Origin of the sequence: Paenibacillus hamazuiensis (assembly GCF_023276405.1) — a bacterium.
GTDB classification, from domain to species: domain Bacteria; phylum Bacillota; class Bacilli; order Paenibacillales; family NBRC-103111; genus Paenibacillus_AF; species Paenibacillus_AF hamazuiensis.
Window position 1 is genome coordinate 5,305,347 of record NZ_JALRMO010000001.1, and the last position, 17,541, is coordinate 5,322,887.

The window sequence follows — 17,541 nt, forward strand, 5'->3', positions numbered from 1 at the left end:
TTTATTTTCGCGCTGCCGCATGATAAACTATCGGGAAGCGCAGCTATCTTCATTAAAACATAAAGTTCATAAGGTAACAAAAATTTCCGTATATTTTAGTTGCTTCTATTTTATGAAATATGATTAAATAAGGACTATAGAACTATTCAATGTACTTTCCGGACTAGATTTATTGAAATATCACACAGTTTGTGAGCTTTTGAAACAAAATAGCAAAGAGGCGATTCCGATGAAACCATTAAACATTTCTCCTGAAACGGCCCTCAAGCTGGCTGAAGCGCTTAAGGTGCCAGTAGAGCATCTGATGCATATGCCGCAGCACATTTTGATGCAAAAATTGCTGGAAATTTCCAAATCTGACACAGAGGACAAATCATGATTCCGTTCGAAAACACATGGCCTTACGAGCTCATTCAAAACGACGTTTACGTGAGTGCCTGTCCTTTCTGCGATAAGGAAAATGTGCTGCTGCCGTTAAAGAAAAAAGACCTGCATACGATTCACGAAGGAGCAAAACGATGGCTTGTCCTTCCGTGCTGCCGAAACCGCTTGTTTGTCATCGATACGGACGGGGATTATTTATTGGCCAATCAGATCCTGCGAGGTTCCCGTTAGCATAGGAGGAGTTTTTCCGTGGGTGATCTTCTCATCCCGCTGTTCCATGCATGTACTCTCGTCACGCTAAACTACATCGCGCTGAAAATTCGCAACCGGATATTTATCGAATCCTGCGAATGGCTGGCCGTACCGCTCCTGACCGGCCTCGCATCCATCATCATGATGCTGCAGCCGGTGAGCGGAGGTTTCTTGCCTTCGGATCTTCGCTTCGCCCCGATCGTGATGGCCGGCCTTCGTTTCGGATGGGGCATGTCGCTGCTTTCGACGATGATTCCGGCTGTTTACAGCTTTTTCAAAGCGGATCCTTCTTACATGCAGCATCTGATACAAGATCTGCTGCTGCCGGCTATCATCAGTTCGTCTTTTCATCAGAAAGAGAATGATAACGGATACATTGCCATTCGTGTTTGGGACGGCATCAAAGTATGCGCCGTCCTGAGCGCCTCGCGCGTAGCTATCCTGTTTTACGAAACCCAGCAGCAAACGTTATCCGTCTACGGTGCTCATCTATACATGTTTCTGCTATCCGCCGCCGCCATCACCGTCCTCATCTACATGTTTAACGACGAGAACCGCAACTGGATGCTGCACCGGCAGCTCGAATTCCAGGCCAATCAGGACGGTCTGACCAAGCTTCCCAACATTCGCAGCTTTCTTGGCATCGCGAAAAACACACTCAAACGCCGAAAAATTTCCATTTTCATGATCGACATCGATAATTTCAAAAGCTTTAACGATACTTACGGGCATCTCGTCGGCGACGAGCTGCTTCGTCATGTCGGCGAGCTGCTGCGCCTCTCGATAGAAGAGCAGGATTATGTCGCCCGGTACGGCGGCGAGGAATTCATCATCATGAGCCAAACGACGGACGAGGAGGAGCTGGCCGCGTATGCGCACAGCCTGTGCAGCAAAGTCGCCTCGACTCCTTTTACCGATCCGAACGGGGAAATCGATGGAACGGACAAACCGAGCGTCACGATTTCCGTCGGCATTTCCGTAGCGACACGAACGAACGACGATCTGCAGCGCATCATTTCGGAAGCGGACGAGGCGCTGTACGTCTCCAAACGCACCGGTAAAAACAAATACTCGCTTTACTATTCCGACGCCTCTTTATTAAAGGTAAAAAATAACAACGCTTAAAGCGTACGGAGCCGGTTCCAAACGGAACGGCCTTCAGCTTTAAGCGTTGCTTCGTTTGCGCTTTCACCCTATCATTTCAATTCCCGGGCATCTTCGGGAAGCTCCATGTTCGCCGCCAGCATATCTTCCCGCGTCTGCGTCCATTGTGCACGGCACGCCCGGATCATCCCCGCATCCATGATCCGCCGGTCGTTGACGACGCGGGCGAACCATCGGACCGCTTGATTGTAATTGCCGAGGCGGCGGTTCAGCTCGCCGATCAAATACATGAGCCTGGCGTTGTTTACCTCGTCCGCTTCGGTTTCGAACACCCGCGTGTATGCCTCCAGCGCAAACTCCAGGAAACGCCTCTCCTGAGCCTGATTCCCTTCATACCGGTACAGCCAGGCGATGTGGTGCAAAAGCCCGGCAATCACGCGATCCTTCTCGTTTTTGACCTGTGCGCAGAGCAAAGCCAGCTTGTAGGTCTGCATCGCCTCCACCGCGGTGCGCTCGCCCCCGTAATCGCGCATCCTCCAATGCTGCCCGAGCTTTTCCTGAAACAGCTTCTTCTGGGCCGGCGTCAGCTTGCCCGAAAAGTTTTCCGTGCCGGCGAAGCCGCAAAACGGGCAAACCCTGACCACATAATAGTCAGGATTGATGTCCTTGTAATGAATGCAAAAGTCCGTGTCGGACTTGGCGGATTTTTTAAAGCTGGGCCGAACGCGGGACGTCTTGAATTGCGCCTCGCAGTTCGGGCACTCCACCTTCACTTGAAATAACGGCTCTAACACGGCTCCGCTGTTCACTCCTCATTTTCCGAGTTGACAAAGTGATAAGCAGGTCCTTTCAGCCGTTCGAGCACGATTTCCTGCAGCGGTGCAGGAAGTCCGATCTCGGCGAGCGCTTCGGCCATACAGGCTAGCCAGGCGTTCGCCCGCTCCGGTGTGATCGGAAACGGCAAATGTCTCGCTCTCATCATCGGATGCCCGTACAGATCGGAATAGAGCGCAGGCCCTCCAAAAAACTGCGTTAAAAATAAATACTGCTTCTCCTGCACCGGGGTAATGTCGTCGGGAAAAAGCGGACCGATGAGCGGATCCGCCTGCACTTTAGGGTAAAAGGCTTCGACCAACCGGCGAACGGTCTTCGCTCCGCCTATCGCTTCATAAATCGTTTGATACTGTTCCATGGCTGCTGTTGTTCCTTTCCGAATGTGAATACAAAAGGTGCTAATTTTCCAATTAGCACCCCGCCTGCATCAGGTAACAGAGAGTGTCCGATTCAGCTTTCCAAATCTTCTTCACCGGCGCCCATCAGTGTTTCCCGGATCACATAAACGAACCCGCATACGAGAATTCCGGCAATAATACCCATCATCATATGGATCACTCCCATTCTCATATTGGTACTATTGTACCATATTCGGCCCCCCAATACAGCAACAATATGCGACCCGCCAACTTTTTTCAGGCCCCTGCCAGTCCCCGTCCCGTTTCCAGCCCGCCTGCTCCAGACATGTTTGTCCTGCTTGCGTCATATAAATCATTGATGAGCCCACTCTCAGGAGATGAAAACGATGTCCCTAAAAAAAATTCATCCCGCCTATTTGGTCGCCTTCCTTACTTTGTCCATCACGCTGCTTGCGATCGTTTTTCCTCAGGAGGCCGTTCACGCCGCACTCAAGGGAATATCCATCTGGTGGGACGTGCTGTTTCCGTCCTTATTGCCGTTTCTCGTCATTTCCGAGCTGATGCTCGGCCTCGGCATCGTCCATTTTTTCGGCACGCTGCTCGACCCGATGATGCGGCCGGTGTTCCGGATTCCCGGCATCGGCGGCTTCGTGATGGCGATGGGCTTCGCTTCCGGGTACATGGTCGGCGCGCGGCTCACTTCCCAGCTTTGTGAGCAAAAACTCGTCAGCCGGGAGGAAGGCGAGCGGCTCGTCAGCTTTACGACGACATCGGACCCGATTTTTCTGATCGGCGCGGTCGCCGTCGGCTTTTTCCACGACCCGGGCCTTGCCGGCATTTTAGCCATCGCTCATTACGGTACCGCTATGATGATCGGGCTGCTATACCGTTTCCACGGCAGAAGGCACGAAACGGCGGAGGTGCAGCTCGCTCCCAAATTCAGCGGACCGATGCTGCTGCGTGCGTTCAAGGCCATGCATGCCGCCCGGCTTGCCGACGGACGCCCGCTCGGCACGATGCTGCGGGATTCCGTGCGTTCCTCGCTATCGCTCATTATGGTGATAGGCGGACTCGTCGTTTTTTTCTCCGTCATCATGGAGATGCTGACCTCCGGTCGCGTGATGAGCCTTCTGTATATGGCGGTTGACTCCGTGCTGCGGCTTTTTTCCATCCCCCTTCCGCTGTCGCAAGCGGTCGTGAACGGCTTTTTTGAAGTGACGCTCGGCGCCAAGGCAGCTGGCAGCGCCGGCAGCGGCATTCCGCTCATCCATAAAGCGGCGATCGCCGCCTTCGTGCTTTCCTGGAGCGGTCTGTCGGTTCACGCCCAGGTCGTGAGCCTGCTGCATCACACGAATTTGCGTTATATGCCGTTTCTTATGGCGCGGCTTTTGCACGGTCTGCTTGCGGCCGCAGCCGTATACGTGCTGTGGGAGACGCTCGGACCGCTGCGCAAAGAAGCAGCCGCCTTTCTGCCCTCCATCGACATCGTTTCCTCCCCGTGGGGCAGTACGCTGCAGTGGCTTTTTCCTTCGGCCGGGTTTATATTCGCTGCGTCGCTGCTGCTGGTTCCGCTGCTTTATCTGGTCTATCTCGCTGCCAAAAAGATGTATGAATTAGTTGCCAAATCCGGATAATATACTGTCTATTGCAAGGCTTTGCCCTATACATATACACGAGGTGACGGGAAACGATGCCTTTCTTATCCGAAATTGCGCAAAAATTGCCCGAAGCGCTGTCCAGGCTGCCCGAGCTGAGCCTGAATGTATGGTACAGCTGGAACGACGATGCGCTCCGTTTGTTTCGGGACATAGACCCGGAGCGGTTTGACGCTGTTTGCCACAATCCGGTCCGCCTGCTTGCGGAAACGGATGCCGGGACGTTTCAAAGGCTGACCGAACAACCGGAATATATGGAGGCCTACGGGCGCGTCGTCCGCCGCTGGGACGACTACCGCAAGCAAGACGCATGGTTTCAAAAAACGTATCCTCATCATACCGCTTATTCCATCGCTTATTTTTCGGCCGAATTCGGCTTTCACGAATCGCTGCCGATTTATTCGGGCGGCCTCGGCATTTTGGCGGGCGATCACTGCAAGTCCGCGAGCGATCTCGGCTTGCCCTTGGTCGGCATCGGCTTGCTCTACAAGAAAGGTTATTTCACGCAAAAAATCGACAGCGAGGGCCGGCAGCTGGCCGAGCCGGTCGTCTACGATTTCGATATGCTGCCGATTCTGCCTGCGCTTGGCGCCGGCAGCGAGCCGCTGTACGTGGAGCTGCCTTTTCCGGACCGCACGGTTCGCCTGCAGGTGTGGCGTGTGGATGTCGGCCGCGGCCGCGTCTACCTGCTCGATGCCGACATCGACGGCAACAGCCCATGGGACCGCGAGCTGACCGCCCAGCTGTACGGAGGCAATCAGGATACGCGCATTGCGCAGGAAATTTTGCTGGGCATGGGCGGAGTGAAGGCGCTGCGGGCGCTGCACATCCCGGTCGTCGCCTACCATATCAATGAAGGGCATGCCGCCTTCATGGCGTTCGAACGTCTGCGCGAACAGCTGCAGCGCGGCGTCCCTTTTCACGTCGCGGTGGAGATCGTGCGAGCCAGCACGGTGTTTACGACGCATACGCCTGTACCGGCCGGCCACGACGCGTTTCCGCTGCCGATGTTCGAGCATTATTTCGCTCCGCTGTTTACCGAATGGGGCCAGCACCGCGGCGCATTTATTCGGCTCGGGCTGGACGAGGAAAAGCAGCTGTTCAACATGACGCACCTCGCCCTGAATACATCGGCGCTGCGCGGCGGCGTAAGCAAGCTGCACGGCCATGTATCGCGCAGCATGTTCCGCGGCTTTCACGGCAATATCAATACGCGCGACGTGCCGATCGGGCACATCACGAACGGCGTCCATATGGGGACGTGGCTCGCCCCGGAGCTGAAGGAGCTGTACGATCGCTTCCTGCCCGGCACTTGGCGGCGCAATCCGTGCAGCGCCGCGGTATGGCAGTCGATCGACCTGATTCCGGCCGAATCGCTGTGGAATACGCATCGGCTGCTGAAGCAGCGCATGATCGAGTTCGCCCGCGCCAATCTGCAGGAGCAGCGGCGCCGAAACGGCGAACCGGCCGAGCATGTCGAGGAGGCCGGCTCTTATTTGTCGCCGGAAGCGCTGACGATCGGCTTCGCCAGACGGTTCGCCACGTACAAGCGGGCGAATTTGCTTTTCCGCGATTTGGGCCGGCTGGAGAGGATCGTAAACAACCCGGAGCGTCCGGTGCAATTTATTTTCGCCGGCAAGGCCCACCCTGCCGACCATCCGGGCCAGGAGCTCATTCGCGAAATTTACCGCGTTTCCCGGATGGACCGTTTTCGCGGCAAAATCGTGCTGCTTGAAAATTACGACATGAACATGGCCCGTCATCTCGTGCAAGGCGTCGACGTATGGCTGAACAACCCGCGCCGCCCTTACGAGGCGAGCGGCACAAGCGGCGAAAAAGCCGCGATGAACGGCGTCATTAACTTCAGCGTGCTGGACGGCTGGTGGGAGGAAGGCTACGACGGGACGAACGGCTGGAGCATCGAGGCGAACGCTTCGGCCGATCCCGAAACCCAGGAGCGGGAAAACACCGAGTCGCTTTACCGCGTGCTGGAGCAGGACATTGTTCCGCTCTACTACAGCGGGGGCGGCGACATTCCGGAGGGATGGGTCGCCCGGATGAAACGTTCGATCCAGACGCTTGCTCCCATGTACAATACGGACCGGATGGTTCAGGAATATACGCAAAAAGCTTACGTTCCGACAATCGAGCGAACGCTCCGGTTCATCGCGAACCACAATGAAGAAGCGGCGAAGGTGGCCGATTACAAGCAGTTTATTATCGTAAACTGGCATCGCGTCCGCATCGTCCGGGTCACGGACAGCATTCCCGAGGGCGTACCGGCTCCTGCCGCCACCGCCGGTATGAAATCCGTTATGGCCGCGCTCGATCTCGGTCCGGTCTGGTATAAGGACGTCGCGGTGGAAGCCGTCTATTATGAGGACAAAGGCGGCGTCTGGGAGCCGGTTACGGTGCGGCTTGCTCCCGTAGAGCCGATCTCCGGCAGCGCCGCGCGTTTTACCGGCGTCATCCCGGCGCATCTGCAGCATGGAACACACTTTTCGGTGCGCGTATACTCGGTCAGCCCAAGCTTCGCCACCTCGTTCGAGCTTCCGCTCGTGACGAGCACATAATGCCTGTCTGGTTTCATGTATGTATGTACTTATGCATGTACTTAGAGTATGGACGCCCCCGTATCGGGGGGCGTCTTTTTGCAGGAGCTCTGCAGGTGCGGCATCGTGTGCACTGGGGGCTACGTTCGGTTGAGTCTGCGGAGAAGAAGTACTTTTGTACGTGGGAGGCACAGATAAGCACATTTTTGGGGATTATGGCCGGCATTTTGGGAGAAACGAGGCGAATTAACGCAAAAACTTGTTTTATCGGTAAGAAGGTGCGATACTTCTGCGGCGCACATAATTCTCAGCCTAGTGCTTCATCTCAGTGAGGCGGCCGGTCATGCTTGCTGCGGCTGCTTTTCCGCCGGGCATTCTAATTCGCGGTGTTTCTTGCAGCAGCGACAATTTCAGACAAGCCGCATTGTCTTATGAGCGATTATTGATTATTATGGAAGGAGATTCTTTACCGCAGTCGATCCGGCTTTTCGGTTAGTAATAAGCCGATTTAACAGAAGTTAACCATACCAGGGGGGCTCCATGAAATATAACGTCATCCACCGCGGAGACGAGATCTCCATCGATCTCATGCAGAGGTTCCACCAGTTGGCCGGGCAGCATGGGCTGCAGCTGGACGAGCAATCTCCCGACATCGTGCTTTCCATCGGGGGCGACGGCACGCTGCTGCATGCGTTCCACCAATACAGCGCCAAGCTCGACGATGTCGCTTTCGTCGGCATTCATACCGGCCGTCTCGGTTTTTTTGCCGACTGGAAGCCCGATGAGGTGGAGCACCTCGCCAGACTGATGCACGAAAGCGCCGCAAGCGGCAATCTGCAAGTCGTGAAATATCCGGTTGTCGAAATTCAAATTACGACCGAATCGGGGATAGAGACTCACCTTGCGCTGAACGAATTTACGCTGAAAGGCGTAGAGGTGACGCTTGTGGCCGAGCTGCACATCAATGACGAGCCGTTCGAAACGTTCCGCGGCGACGGCATTTGTATCTCGACCCCTTGCGGCAGCACCGCTTATAACAAAAGTCTCGGCGGAGCGATCGTGCATCCGTCGCTTGATGCGATCCAGATCGCGGAAATCGCTTCGATCAACAACCGGGTATACCGGACGCTTGGCTCCCCGGTGATTTTACCTAAACATCATCACTGCGATATTTACCCGAAAGCGCATCAGCACGTGCTGCTCGCGGTCGATCACTTGAACGTGCAGCGAAGCGACGTCATCTCGATCCGCTGCTTGGTCGCCGCCGGGCGCAAGGTTCGGTTTGCCCGCTTCCGCCCTTTCCCGTTCTGGAGCCGCGTCCGCGAAGCGTTTATCGGATATGAGCCGAAGTGACCCCTATCCCTTTAGCATAGCAGCATTTCCTATATTTAGGGAAATCCTTCCTAAGGACATTCCCTTTATTCCGTACAATGGAGGAGGGGGGGTCCCGGGTGCTCAGGCGCAATGTTGTCATGTTAGCGGAAGTCCTATCCATATGCTCACGATCATGCGAAAATGAACCAAGGAGGTTCGGCAAGTGGACAAGGAACAACGTTTTCAAGAATGGATGTATGTATCGCGGACTACACTCTAAGCGGACAAACGTTGAAAGACTTGCGCAGTAAGCACAGCTTTACGATCGATCAATTAAAATATATAAAGGAAAATCTTCTTTGAAAGCAATACACTCAGTTTTACGTTATGTGGAAGTGTAACATCATAAAGTTAACAACTGACGAACACCAGAACAACTTCTGCACACTAGTTATGTACCGCGAAAAATGGTCATTGAAATCCCGAACAGGGCCTTTCGTACGTGTCTGATACCAACTGTACATGTCCTCACTTGATGACTGGAGAAGATTATTGAACATTGGTGCACTCATCAGATCGTAAGATGGTTATTTTATTGTAAATAGAAAAACACAACACAGAGAAATAAGAATTAGATAATGAAAGTAAGCGACAGCAGCGATAACACCCATTTTTGAATAATTTCGCAATATTCTTAATGAAATAATTGTGAGTACTGCTAATATTAGAGACAACAACGGCCCAATAAATAGCATCGTATACATTGTTGCCGGGGCCCCAGATAATTGCTCCTTCGCATCATACCTACCGGCAATGATGATTGCTAATAAGTAATAGTTAATCAATGAAATGAAGAACATAATCGATAAAGGAGTCTTTGTTGCCATAGTAAGAATGTATTTTTTCATTCGGGTGATCTCCTTTTTGAATTTGCTTTGAGTCAATTTCATAATTCATTTGCATGAAGCTCAGGCAGAATTATAGGTTTGATTTTCAAAATTTCAGGTCAAACGATCAGATTACATGTCATTAAAACGAATTTTGGATAGACTTATCCCCTTGTGCATAAGGGTTCAAGATTCGAGTATGGATAATTTATGCTGACTAGTTTATCTCCATCATTTGTTTGTTAATCCGATCTACAGCCAACTTGCTCAAGGTGTAGACTAAACACGAGATGTCAAAATCAGTCTTGGCTTTTGCCCCACTGCGATGCCGGATGTTATTCAGTTGAAAGAACTCTTTAAGATAAGCGTTGACCCGTTCTACTGCTGTGCATTTTTTCTAAAGCTCTTTGTAGCTGTGGCTTCCACGCGCCGGTACCGTGCACTTGCGAATATCGGATTCGATTTTTAATTTTGAATACGCTTTGGCATTCCCCTTACTCGAATAGCGGGCAAGTCGCGCATTCTTTCGGGCGTGTGTATTTCAGGGTTTCGTACTTTGAATCGAAACTATCGTACACATAAGAGTGTCCTTCTTTGCAAACGGGTTTGAAGTCTTTATCCTTGCCTTCGATCGGTGCTTCATTGCGCGGATTGTAGTCGATCAGCGGTCTAGCGCCAATCTTACGAATTTGCTCATATACCCCGTCAAAATCATATCTGGCATCCATCAGCACATGCTCGACATTCAGATAGGGATGGCGTTTCGCCAATGCTTTAAGCAAGGGGATGGACATTTTTCCGTTGTTGACATGCGCGGAAGAAAACAGCGCAACCAAGATGTACTGGCTATCGCAGTCCACTGCCAAATGCCCTTTATAGCCGTACCAGAAGATCTTTTTGTTCTCGGTGTTCTTCTTCGTCCCCCACGAAGGATGCTGAGGCGTGGTCGCTTCAATCTCTTCAAGCGTGTAATTGAGCATGCCGCTGAGGTTCTTCTCAAAAGTGGTTTTAGCCGCTTCGATTTCAGCTTGCTCTTGTAGCCACTGCTCGCGTTCTTCCTTGCATTTTGCGCCCGCGCTTTTTCGGCTTTGGCGATACCGAGTTTAGATGGGCTGGAGGAGATTGACTACCAACTCCAACTCAACTTGAGATTCATCAGGCTTCGCTATACGGGTACGCGCAGGCGAAGAGGCATCTCTTCCTTCGACGTGGTAGCATCTACGGCGACTTTTGATCCGGTGATAAACCCTTCCTCAAAGGCTTGTGTGATAAGCTTGTCGTTCAACTCTTGAAACACCGGTAATCCTTTAAGTTCAGCAAATAGCCGTGAATATATACCAAGTCTTTCACAAACGGCATCCGCTCCACGATACGGATAAAGAGCGAATAGACCATTGCCCGATAGTTCAGCGATTCCGGCGCTCCTAAAGTTGTCTTTTTGCCTAATAAACGTACAATCGGTGAAATGTCAATCATCTCGAAGAGCCATCCATACTTTTCTTCCGGACACATTTCCAGCAATTGCTCCAAGTACAACATGCTTTCTTATCGAATTTGATACATAGGGAGTCCAACCTTTCTCTGTGTAAAGTAGGGTACTTAACACTTCGAGATTTGGTGAGGTACTCCTTTTTTCATAGTCAAAAAACAATCACAGCAAGGCTTTGGAATTATGAAACTTACTCGCTTTGTATGTATTATAGTTCAATTATTATGAAAGATGAACAATTAACCACAGAATATATGCCAATAGAGACAGTGCTTTTATCCAAAGCACTGTCTCTATTTATAAATCTTAGTTAGCGAAAGAATGTACCATATTTATTGTATCAGTAACATTATTGTTTTGACCGTTGTTCCAACTTATATTTACAAAATAAGTAGCATGTGTCTGGAACCCGTTTGATTGAGGAGCAAGATTAATACTTTTATCTTGTGCGGGTTTTATAGAGTTTGGCCAGCTAAAATATGTTGAGTCTGGGACTGGATCATTTGGAGCAGCTATTGCAATTACTTTAGAATTAATTCCACTCAGGCTCGTCCGAGGTGATCCAACCATTGCTAAAAAGTTAACTTTCACCTGTTCATTTGCCTCTAAGTATCTTGCAGTACGGGCTCCTGCGACACCCCCCCCACTATGACCAATAATTATTCGCTTACCACCTCCAGTATTACTTTTTATAAAATTAACCTCATCTAGAATTCGTTGTGCTGTTGTAATTGATAAGGAATCTTCAGCCACATTCTTTGTCTGTAGTGCAATAAAAGCTATTAATTTTAAGCCACTTAGTCCATCAACTGAGTCGTAGGGGAAAAGCTCATATACTTGTACATTAGAGCCATAAACAGTATTAATTTTGGAAATAGCATCTGGCCACATTGCGTTTTTGACTGTTCCGACACCAGCCATAAGGTAAAATGTATAATCACAATTTGGTGAGCATGCAGATACTGCAGCAGAAGCGGTCGATCGTGCAACTCCAATAGGAGGAGGGGGATTATCAGCTCGAGCAATAAGAGTTGAATCCTGAACGGTTAATGTGATCGAATCTGAATCACTTGTCGAAATCATTGTTGCAGCATCCGAAGTTAGATATGATTCTGAGTACCAGATGCCGTAGGTATCTGAAATATACTGAACACCTGATGTCAGCCCTGTTGTATCGGGGTTGGAGCTCTGTATGTTTACAAACTTTCTTCCATCGCTGTAGAGTCTAGCTCTCTTACCGTTAATTTGCTTGGAAGTTTGAAGTGCAGCTTTTACAAAAAGGTTAATATATCTGTATTCCATATCGACTTTAATATTTGCCGATGCGGGTGTACTCGCGAAACCTTGGAACAAAAGATAGTATGTCGTACCTGCTTCTAATTCTAGGCTAATAGCATTTGGATAAGTAGGGTTTCCTGACACCACATTGGTAGCTCCAATACAATTACTGAAATTTGCCTCCTTACATATACTAACGTTTGAACCGGAAGCTATGGATTGACCTGAAAGGTGTTGTCGAGAAACTTTAAATTTACCACTAAATTGTGGTCTAAATGTGTAGTATGCGACGTCCCCGACATTAGTAGTTGATACGAAGTAGTTAGTTGAGAGACTGGTAATAGTACCTTGATTTGATGTATCTGCAGAAGCGCTATCAGGTATTACCGTATAGAGTAGGGCAACGAAAAAAGCTAACAATAGGGCTACTCTTCTCTTCATTCGTTCTTCTCCTTCCATATTTGTAACCGGCCGGTTATGATACATTTTGTATCTGGATACATTATGTACCATTTTGTTTTTTCATGTCAATCTTTTTTTGAGTTTGCACCTTACGGTGCAAGAGAGAGGTCTTGATGGCATGCAATCGGACGGGAAAATCTTATACATCACTGGTGAGGACACGAAGAAATTACCTGAAGAACGGGATGTCCTGTTTGGCAAACCAGCAACACAACAGCAGAAACAAAGAAAAGGATTTGTCAACTTGCCGTCTGTGTTAGTGGTAATAAAGTCGTGAAGTAAACACGTGGTCCGAATGCAGTTACAGACGTGCTGATTTCCGGAAATCGCGATATTATCCTTCGAATCTTCGGACGAGGGACATCTTATTCTGACAACATAACGCTCGATGTACTGACACGCCCGACAGGAATAACTGTTCGTCTAGCTCGCGTTTGCCGAGCATGGTTTTTTGGCCGCTCTCCAAAATCTCATGCCGGCACGGTTAGACTAACGCTGAATTTGCACCGGACACGCTCTACTACACATCCATCCTTCCAAACAAAAAATAGCCAGCCAAAAGAAAAAACGCCCCGTGTAACAGGACGTTCTTCGTTTATTGCGGATTGCGACACATTTCCTCGACACCTTAGGTCTGCTTATCCGACTTGCATCGCCGGGCGGACACGAGACGCATGCCCGCAAAGATTCAAAGTCGCCAAGTCAGCTTTGCGGAGCTTCCTGCGGCTTCGCCTCCGCAGCTTGATGCTCGCGGTGCTGATGTTTGCTGTTGACTTTCTCGATGATGAAATAGGCGCAGCCGAAATTACAGTATTCATTCAAGTAATCCTCGACATTGGAAATCGAAGTTTCCTTCGTCGCTTTGGGATGGGTATCCTTAAAATAGCCGCGAAGCCGAAGCTGGTTATACCCCCAGTCGCCGACGATATAATCGTAGCGGTCCAGCACTTCGCTGTAGCGCTCGCGGAACGCTTCCGGCTTCCAGCCGTTTTTGTGGTCGACAACAACTTCGTAAGTTCGGTTGGCGATATGAATCACGTTCACGTTTCCTCCTGAGCGGATACGAATTATTCCTTTTGTGCGGACTTGACCTGCTCGTGCGCGTGGTAGGAGCTGCGAACGAGCGGACCCGATTCCACGTGATCGAAGCCCCGCTTCATGCCCTCCGCCTTCAGCTCGGCGAACTGCTCGGGGGTGTAGTACTTTTTGACCATCAGATGGGACTTGGTCGGCTGCAAGTATTGGCCGATCGTCATGATGTTGCAGTCCACCGCACGCAAATCGTCCATCGCCCTTAAAATCTCATCCCACTCTTCCCCTACGCCGATCATGATGCTCGACTTGGTCGGAATGTTCGGGGCCATCGCTTTGGAACGCGCCAGCAGCTGCAGCGAGCGGTCGTATTTCGCCTTCGAGCGAACCCGGTCGGATAGCCGTTCGACCGTCTCGATGTTATGGTTCAGAATGTCCGGCTTCGCCTCCATCACGATGCGCAGGCTCTCCTCGCTTCCCATAAAATCGGGAATCAGCACTTCGACGCCGGCCATCGGCAGCTTGCGCCGGATCGCGCGGATCGTTTCCGCGAAGATCGAAGCGCCGCCATCAGCCAAATCGTCGCGCGCCACCGACGTGACGACGACGTGGCGCAGCCCCATCTGCAGCGCCGCATCGGCAACGCGCTCCGGCTCCTGCAGGTCGAGCTCGGTCGGCAGGCCTGACTTTACGGCACAAAACCGGCAAGCCCGCGTGCAAATATCGCCGAGAATCATAAACGTAGCGGTGCGGTTCGCCCAGCACTCGTGGATGTTCGGACATTTGGCCTCTTCGCAAACGGTGTGCAGCGTCTTGGTGCGCATCATATTTTTCAATTCTTTATGATTTTCGTTGCTTTCAATGCTGGGCAGCTTTATTTTTAGCCAGTCTGGTTTTCTCTCCGTATTGATAGCCATGTTCGGACCCACACCCTTCTATTCGCTATAATTCCACGACGTTCTCTTGTTAACATTATAACACAAATGCTAAACTATGTAAGTGTACGCGCCGCAAGGCTCTATTACAAGTACGGTGGTGATGCTGAATGATACCATTGGATTATATATTAAAATCGGTTCAAAACGGCGACCTCGACCTCGACGAAGCGAAGCAGCAGATCGAGCAGCACCTGCAGCAGCAAGCCAGCGCGGGCGACCGCGTTGCGGACATCGGATTCGCCCAGCTCGATATCGACCGCCAGAAACGCACAGGTTTTCCTGAAGTGATTTTCGGGGAAGGCAAGACCGCGGAACAGATCTTATCGATTTTTCAAAAGCTCATGGAGCATTCGGATCGGGTGCTTGCCACCAGAGTGAGCGCCGATAAGGCGGAGTTCGTAACGGCAGGCATCCCCGGCGTAAAATACCATGCCGCCGCCCGTGCGCTGACCTGGACGAAAAAACCGCTCGTTCCCGAACGCGATGGTTACATCGCTGTCGTATGTGCCGGCACGTCGGACTTGCCCGTTGCCGAGGAAGCCGCCGTTACGGCGGAAATGATGGGCAGCCGCGTCGAACGCGTGTTTGACGTCGGCGTCGCCGGCATTCATCGGCTGTTCCGCCGGCTGGACTTGATCCGCGGAGCGGATGCGATCGTCGTCGCCGCCGGCATGGAAGGCGCGCTGGCCAGCGTGCTCGGCGGTCTCGTTTCAAAGCCGATCATCGCCATCCCGACCAGCGTCGGTTATGGCGCGAGCCTCGGCGGCATCGCCGCTTTGCTCGCCATGCTCAATTCGTGTGCGCCGGGCGTCAGCGTCGTCAATATCGACAACGGCTTCGGAGCCGCTTACAGCGCCGCCGTGATTCATAAAAACCTACGATAAGAAGGGATTCGCATGAAGGTATTATACTTGGACTGCTTTTCCGGCATCAGCGGAGACATGACGCTCGCCGCGCTCGTCGATGCGGGCGCGGACCGGGATTATATCGAATCGGAGCTGTCGAAAATTACGATCGAACCGTTTTCCCTCGATTGGAAACGGGTGAATAAACGCGGCATTTCCGCGCTCAAGGTGGACGTGCTGCCGGATCCGCACAATCCCCCGAAGCATCACCGCCACTACAGCGAAATTGTCGAGCTGATTCATAAAGCGGGTTTTAGCGAACGGACGGTTGCGCTTTCCCTCGCGATTTTCGATAAAATCGGCGTAGCCGAAGCGAAAATTCACAACATCCCGGTGGATAAGGTGCATTTCCACGAAGTGGGTGCGATCGATTCGATCGTCGATGTGATCGGTGTGGCGCTCGCGATCGACTCGCTGCATATCGAGAAAATCGTCGCCTCTCCCGTTCCGCTTGGCTCCGGAACGGTCAACTGCGACCATGGCCTCTATCCGGTGCCGGCGCCGGCCACGCTGGAAATGATGCGCGGCCTGCCGATCGCGCCTACTCCATACGAGAAGGAGATGACGACGCCGACCGGTGCAGGCATTATCTCCGGGCTCGTCGACGAATTTTCCCGCGGCATCCCGCCGATGATCGTCGAAACGATCGGGTACGGCGCCGGTACGCGAGATCTGCCGACGCAGCCGAACGTCCTTCGCGTCGTCATCGGGCAGTCGGACCCGCTGCTTTGCAAATGGCAGCTGCCCCCGGAAGCGCTCCATCACGAGCACGGACATCATCATGAGCATGATCATCACCATCATCATCATAAACATGGGCATGATCACCACCATGAGCACGGCCGCCATCATGCTCATGACCATAACCACCATGAGCACGGGCACCATCACGCTCATGACGATCACCATCATGAGCACGGGCACCATCACGCTCATGACGATCACCATCACCATAAGAACGGCCACCATCACGCCGATGACCATCACCATGACGACCACGCTCACCGGCATCCGCATGATCATCGGCATCCGCACGACTCCGACGATTCCGGACCGCTGCAGGCCAACCGCTAGATCCAATCGGCACACAGCCGCCTTACCGAGGCAAAATAACCGGGCGATATCACCTCGCCCGGTTATTTTGCCTTTTTACTATGAAAATTTCAATAAAGCAAAGAGATGACCAACAGCTCGTAAAGCACCAGCGGCAAAATCAAATTATTGTAGAAAAACGGCGGATATATCGGCCGGGACGGGTATGACGTGTGAGCATAACCTTGCCCGTGGGCGATGAGCAAATACACATGCTGGCGATCGACGCCTGCGATGACGCCTTCATACGTTTGGCCGGAAATCGTCCGAATCCGGACGCGGCGGTGCGTATATTTTTTGCAATATTCATGAGCCTCGTCGCGAAGCTTGCGCAGGACCGGTACGACTGAGGCGTCCGCCTGGTAACCGGGCAAACCTTCATTCACTGCGGCCGCGGCATACGGATTGTTCATCATGGAAGGAACTGACCTCCTAAAGGATATACGCCCTGGATATATATTTCCAGCATATGCATCCGCCCATATTCGGTGAGTTCCCGCATCAAATTTCCTTCCGCTACCGATGCAGCTTTAAAAATGCCGCCCTCGCCTCGTCATACACCCGCTTCAAAGGCACACCGTGCTCTTTCGCAGCTTTTTCGCAATCTTTAAATTCCGGTGCGAACTGCACGAGCTCCCGCTTGTAAAAACCCGCCTTCACGGAAACAGGCCCCCAAGGCGTCTCCACGGTGACAAACTGCCGTCCCAGCCGGTGGCAGGCCGCCCGCATATAACGAATCCCGAGCGTTGTCGTCTCGGCAAAAATGACATCCTCGATCGCCTCCAGCCGCTCTTCGTTCACGAGCACGTTCAGCATAATGCCGGGGCGTCCTTTTTTCATGATGATCGGGATCCAATATACGTCGTTGGCGCCTGCGTCAAACAGCTTGTCCGAAATCGGAGAGCACCATTCCGGATTCATGTCGTCCAAATTAGCCTGAATAAGCAGCATGCCTTCATCCACATGCTCTTCCCGGTGATCGAAGCCGGCCATCGCGATCCCCT

The 17,541-nt window shown here is 51.9% G+C and carries 17 protein-coding genes and 1 pseudogene; 9 read left to right on the forward strand and 9 right to left on the reverse strand.

Annotated features, from left to right (window positions below; genetic code table 11):
• The first annotated feature begins 229 nt into the window (after positions 1-229).
• The 3 genes from MYS68_RS22970 to MYS68_RS22980 are packed head-to-tail and all read left to right on the forward strand — an operon-like array spanning position 230 to position 1,761.
• The gene (locus tag MYS68_RS22970; protein ID WP_248928094.1) at positions 230-379 is read left to right on the forward strand and encodes a YycC family protein; all 150 of its coding nucleotides are present in this window, start codon (positions 230-232) and stop codon (positions 377-379) included.
• On the forward strand, positions 376-615 hold the full coding sequence (locus MYS68_RS22975; RefSeq protein ID WP_248928095.1) for a hypothetical protein: 240 nt from the start codon (positions 376-378) through the stop codon (positions 613-615). The genes MYS68_RS22970 and MYS68_RS22975 overlap by 4 nt, the downstream gene beginning before the upstream one ends.
• 18 nt (positions 616-633) lie before the next feature.
• Entirely contained in the window at positions 634-1,761 is a 1,128-nt protein-coding gene (locus MYS68_RS22980) for a GGDEF domain-containing protein (protein WP_248928096.1), read from the forward strand.
• Positions 1,762-1,832: 71 nt separating this feature from the next.
• Here MYS68_RS22980 and MYS68_RS22985 read toward each other — a convergent pair whose 3' ends face one another.
• Together MYS68_RS22985 and MYS68_RS22990 are read right to left on the reverse strand one after the other, a co-directional pair.
• Positions 1,833-2,534 carry a DUF2225 domain-containing protein gene (locus MYS68_RS22985; RefSeq protein ID WP_248928097.1) on the reverse strand — a complete coding sequence of 234 codons (702 nt, stop codon included), beginning with the start codon at positions 2,532-2,534 and terminating at the stop codon, positions 1,833-1,835.
• An 11-nt stretch (positions 2,535-2,545) separates the two neighbouring features.
• Positions 2,546-2,932, reverse strand: a complete 387-nt coding sequence (locus tag MYS68_RS22990; protein WP_248928098.1) for a globin domain-containing protein — start codon at positions 2,930-2,932, stop codon at positions 2,546-2,548.
• 387 nt (positions 2,933-3,319) lie between these two features.
• Between MYS68_RS22990 and ylbJ the strand changes: the two genes are divergently transcribed.
• The 4 genes from ylbJ (at position 3,320) to MYS68_RS23010 (ending at position 8,493) form a co-directional block, all read left to right on the forward strand.
• Positions 3,320-4,567, forward strand: a complete 1,248-nt coding sequence (gene ylbJ / locus MYS68_RS22995; protein WP_248928099.1) for a sporulation integral membrane protein YlbJ — start codon at positions 3,320-3,322, stop codon at positions 4,565-4,567.
• A gap of 56 nt (positions 4,568-4,623) precedes the next feature.
• Entirely contained in the window at positions 4,624-7,161 is a 2,538-nt protein-coding gene (glgP, locus tag MYS68_RS23000) for an alpha-glucan family phosphorylase (RefSeq protein ID WP_248928100.1), read from the forward strand.
• A 322-nt stretch (positions 7,162-7,483) separates the two neighbouring features.
• Positions 7,484-7,636 (forward strand): hypothetical protein, encoded by a 153-nt coding sequence (locus tag MYS68_RS23005; RefSeq protein ID WP_248928101.1) that lies wholly within the window; start codon positions 7,484-7,486, stop codon positions 7,634-7,636.
• A gap of 44 nt (positions 7,637-7,680) precedes the next feature.
• A complete protein-coding gene (locus MYS68_RS23010; protein ID WP_248928102.1) occupies positions 7,681-8,493 on the forward strand; it encodes an NAD kinase in 813 nt (270 codons plus the stop codon).
• A gap of 548 nt (positions 8,494-9,041) precedes the next feature.
• On the opposite strand, the gene MYS68_RS23015 is transcribed toward MYS68_RS23010, so the two are convergent.
• The 5 genes and pseudogenes from MYS68_RS23015 to lipA all read right to left on the reverse strand — a co-directional run bounded on the left by MYS68_RS23015 (position 9,042) and on the right by lipA (position 14,519).
• Positions 9,042-9,362: a hypothetical protein gene (locus MYS68_RS23015; protein WP_248928103.1), complete on the reverse strand. Its 321-nt coding sequence runs from the start codon at positions 9,360-9,362 to the stop codon at positions 9,042-9,044.
• Positions 9,363-9,558: 196 nt separating this feature from the next.
• Positions 9,559-10,880 (reverse strand): annotated as a pseudogene (locus MYS68_RS23020) (transposase).
• Positions 10,881-11,136: 256 nt separating this feature from the next.
• On the reverse strand, positions 11,137-12,549 hold the full coding sequence (locus tag MYS68_RS23025; RefSeq protein ID WP_248928104.1) for a hypothetical protein: 1,413 nt from the start codon (positions 12,547-12,549) through the stop codon (positions 11,137-11,139).
• Positions 12,550-13,272: 723 nt separating this feature from the next.
• Positions 13,273-13,614 carry a YutD family protein gene (locus MYS68_RS23030; protein ID WP_248928105.1) on the reverse strand — a complete coding sequence of 114 codons (342 nt, stop codon included), beginning with the start codon at positions 13,612-13,614 and terminating at the stop codon, positions 13,273-13,275.
• Between the two features lie 23 nt (positions 13,615-13,637).
• Entirely contained in the window at positions 13,638-14,519 is an 882-nt protein-coding gene (lipA, locus tag MYS68_RS23035; RefSeq protein ID WP_248928106.1) for a lipoyl synthase, read from the reverse strand.
• A gap of 128 nt (positions 14,520-14,647) precedes the next feature.
• Between lipA and larB the strand changes: the two genes are divergently transcribed.
• Positions 14,648-15,424 (forward strand): nickel pincer cofactor biosynthesis protein LarB, encoded by a 777-nt coding sequence (larB, locus tag MYS68_RS23040; protein WP_248928107.1) that lies wholly within the window; start codon positions 14,648-14,650, stop codon positions 15,422-15,424.
• Between the two features lie 12 nt (positions 15,425-15,436).
• Positions 15,437-16,519 (forward strand): nickel pincer cofactor biosynthesis protein LarC, encoded by a 1,083-nt coding sequence (larC, locus tag MYS68_RS23045; protein WP_248928108.1) that lies wholly within the window; start codon positions 15,437-15,439, stop codon positions 16,517-16,519.
• Positions 16,520-16,608: 89 nt separating this feature from the next.
• On the opposite strand, the gene MYS68_RS23050 is transcribed toward larC, so the two are convergent.
• A complete protein-coding gene (locus MYS68_RS23050) occupies positions 16,609-16,953 on the reverse strand; it encodes an LSm family protein (protein ID WP_248928109.1) in 345 nt (114 codons plus the stop codon).
• Between the two features lie 100 nt (positions 16,954-17,053).
• Positions 17,054-17,530 carry a nickel pincer cofactor biosynthesis protein LarC2 gene (gene larC2 / locus MYS68_RS23055; protein ID WP_248928110.1) on the reverse strand — a complete coding sequence of 159 codons (477 nt, stop codon included), beginning with the start codon at positions 17,528-17,530 and terminating at the stop codon, positions 17,054-17,056.
• Positions 17,531-17,541 lie beyond the last annotated feature (11 nt).

What these genes read in the sequence shown, in the direction of transcription:
- lipA (WP_248928106.1), bottom strand. Translation starts at nt 14,519, where the DNA reads ATGGCTATCAATACGGAGAGAAAACCAGACTGGCTAAAAATAAAGCTG.
- larB (WP_248928107.1), top strand. Translation starts at nt 14,648, where the DNA reads ATGATACCATTGGATTATATATTAAAATCGGTTCAAAACGGCGACCTC.
- MYS68_RS22975 (WP_248928095.1), top strand. Translation starts at nt 376, where the DNA reads ATGATTCCGTTCGAAAACACATGGCCTTACGAGCTCATTCAAAACGAC.
- ylbJ (WP_248928099.1), top strand. Translation starts at nt 3,320, where the DNA reads ATGTCCCTAAAAAAAATTCATCCCGCCTATTTGGTCGCCTTCCTTACT.
- MYS68_RS23050 (WP_248928109.1), bottom strand. Translation starts at nt 16,953, where the DNA reads ATGATGAACAATCCGTATGCCGCGGCCGCAGTGAATGAAGGTTTGCCC.
- glgP (WP_248928100.1), top strand. Translation starts at nt 4,624, where the DNA reads ATGCCTTTCTTATCCGAAATTGCGCAAAAATTGCCCGAAGCGCTGTCC.
- MYS68_RS23010 (WP_248928102.1), top strand. Translation starts at nt 7,681, where the DNA reads ATGAAATATAACGTCATCCACCGCGGAGACGAGATCTCCATCGATCTC.
- larC (WP_248928108.1), top strand. Translation starts at nt 15,437, where the DNA reads ATGAAGGTATTATACTTGGACTGCTTTTCCGGCATCAGCGGAGACATG.
- MYS68_RS22990 (WP_248928098.1), bottom strand. Translation starts at nt 2,932, where the DNA reads ATGGAACAGTATCAAACGATTTATGAAGCGATAGGCGGAGCGAAGACC.
- MYS68_RS22970 (WP_248928094.1), top strand. Translation starts at nt 230, where the DNA reads ATGAAACCATTAAACATTTCTCCTGAAACGGCCCTCAAGCTGGCTGAA.
- MYS68_RS23005 (WP_248928101.1), top strand. Translation starts at nt 7,484, where the DNA reads ATGCTTGCTGCGGCTGCTTTTCCGCCGGGCATTCTAATTCGCGGTGTT.
- larC2 (WP_248928110.1), bottom strand. Translation starts at nt 17,530, where the DNA reads ATGGCCGGCTTCGATCACCGGGAAGAGCATGTGGATGAAGGCATGCTG.
- MYS68_RS23025 (WP_248928104.1), bottom strand. Translation starts at nt 12,549, where the DNA reads ATGAAGAGAAGAGTAGCCCTATTGTTAGCTTTTTTCGTTGCCCTACTC.
- MYS68_RS23015 (WP_248928103.1), bottom strand. Translation starts at nt 9,362, where the DNA reads ATGAAAAAATACATTCTTACTATGGCAACAAAGACTCCTTTATCGATT.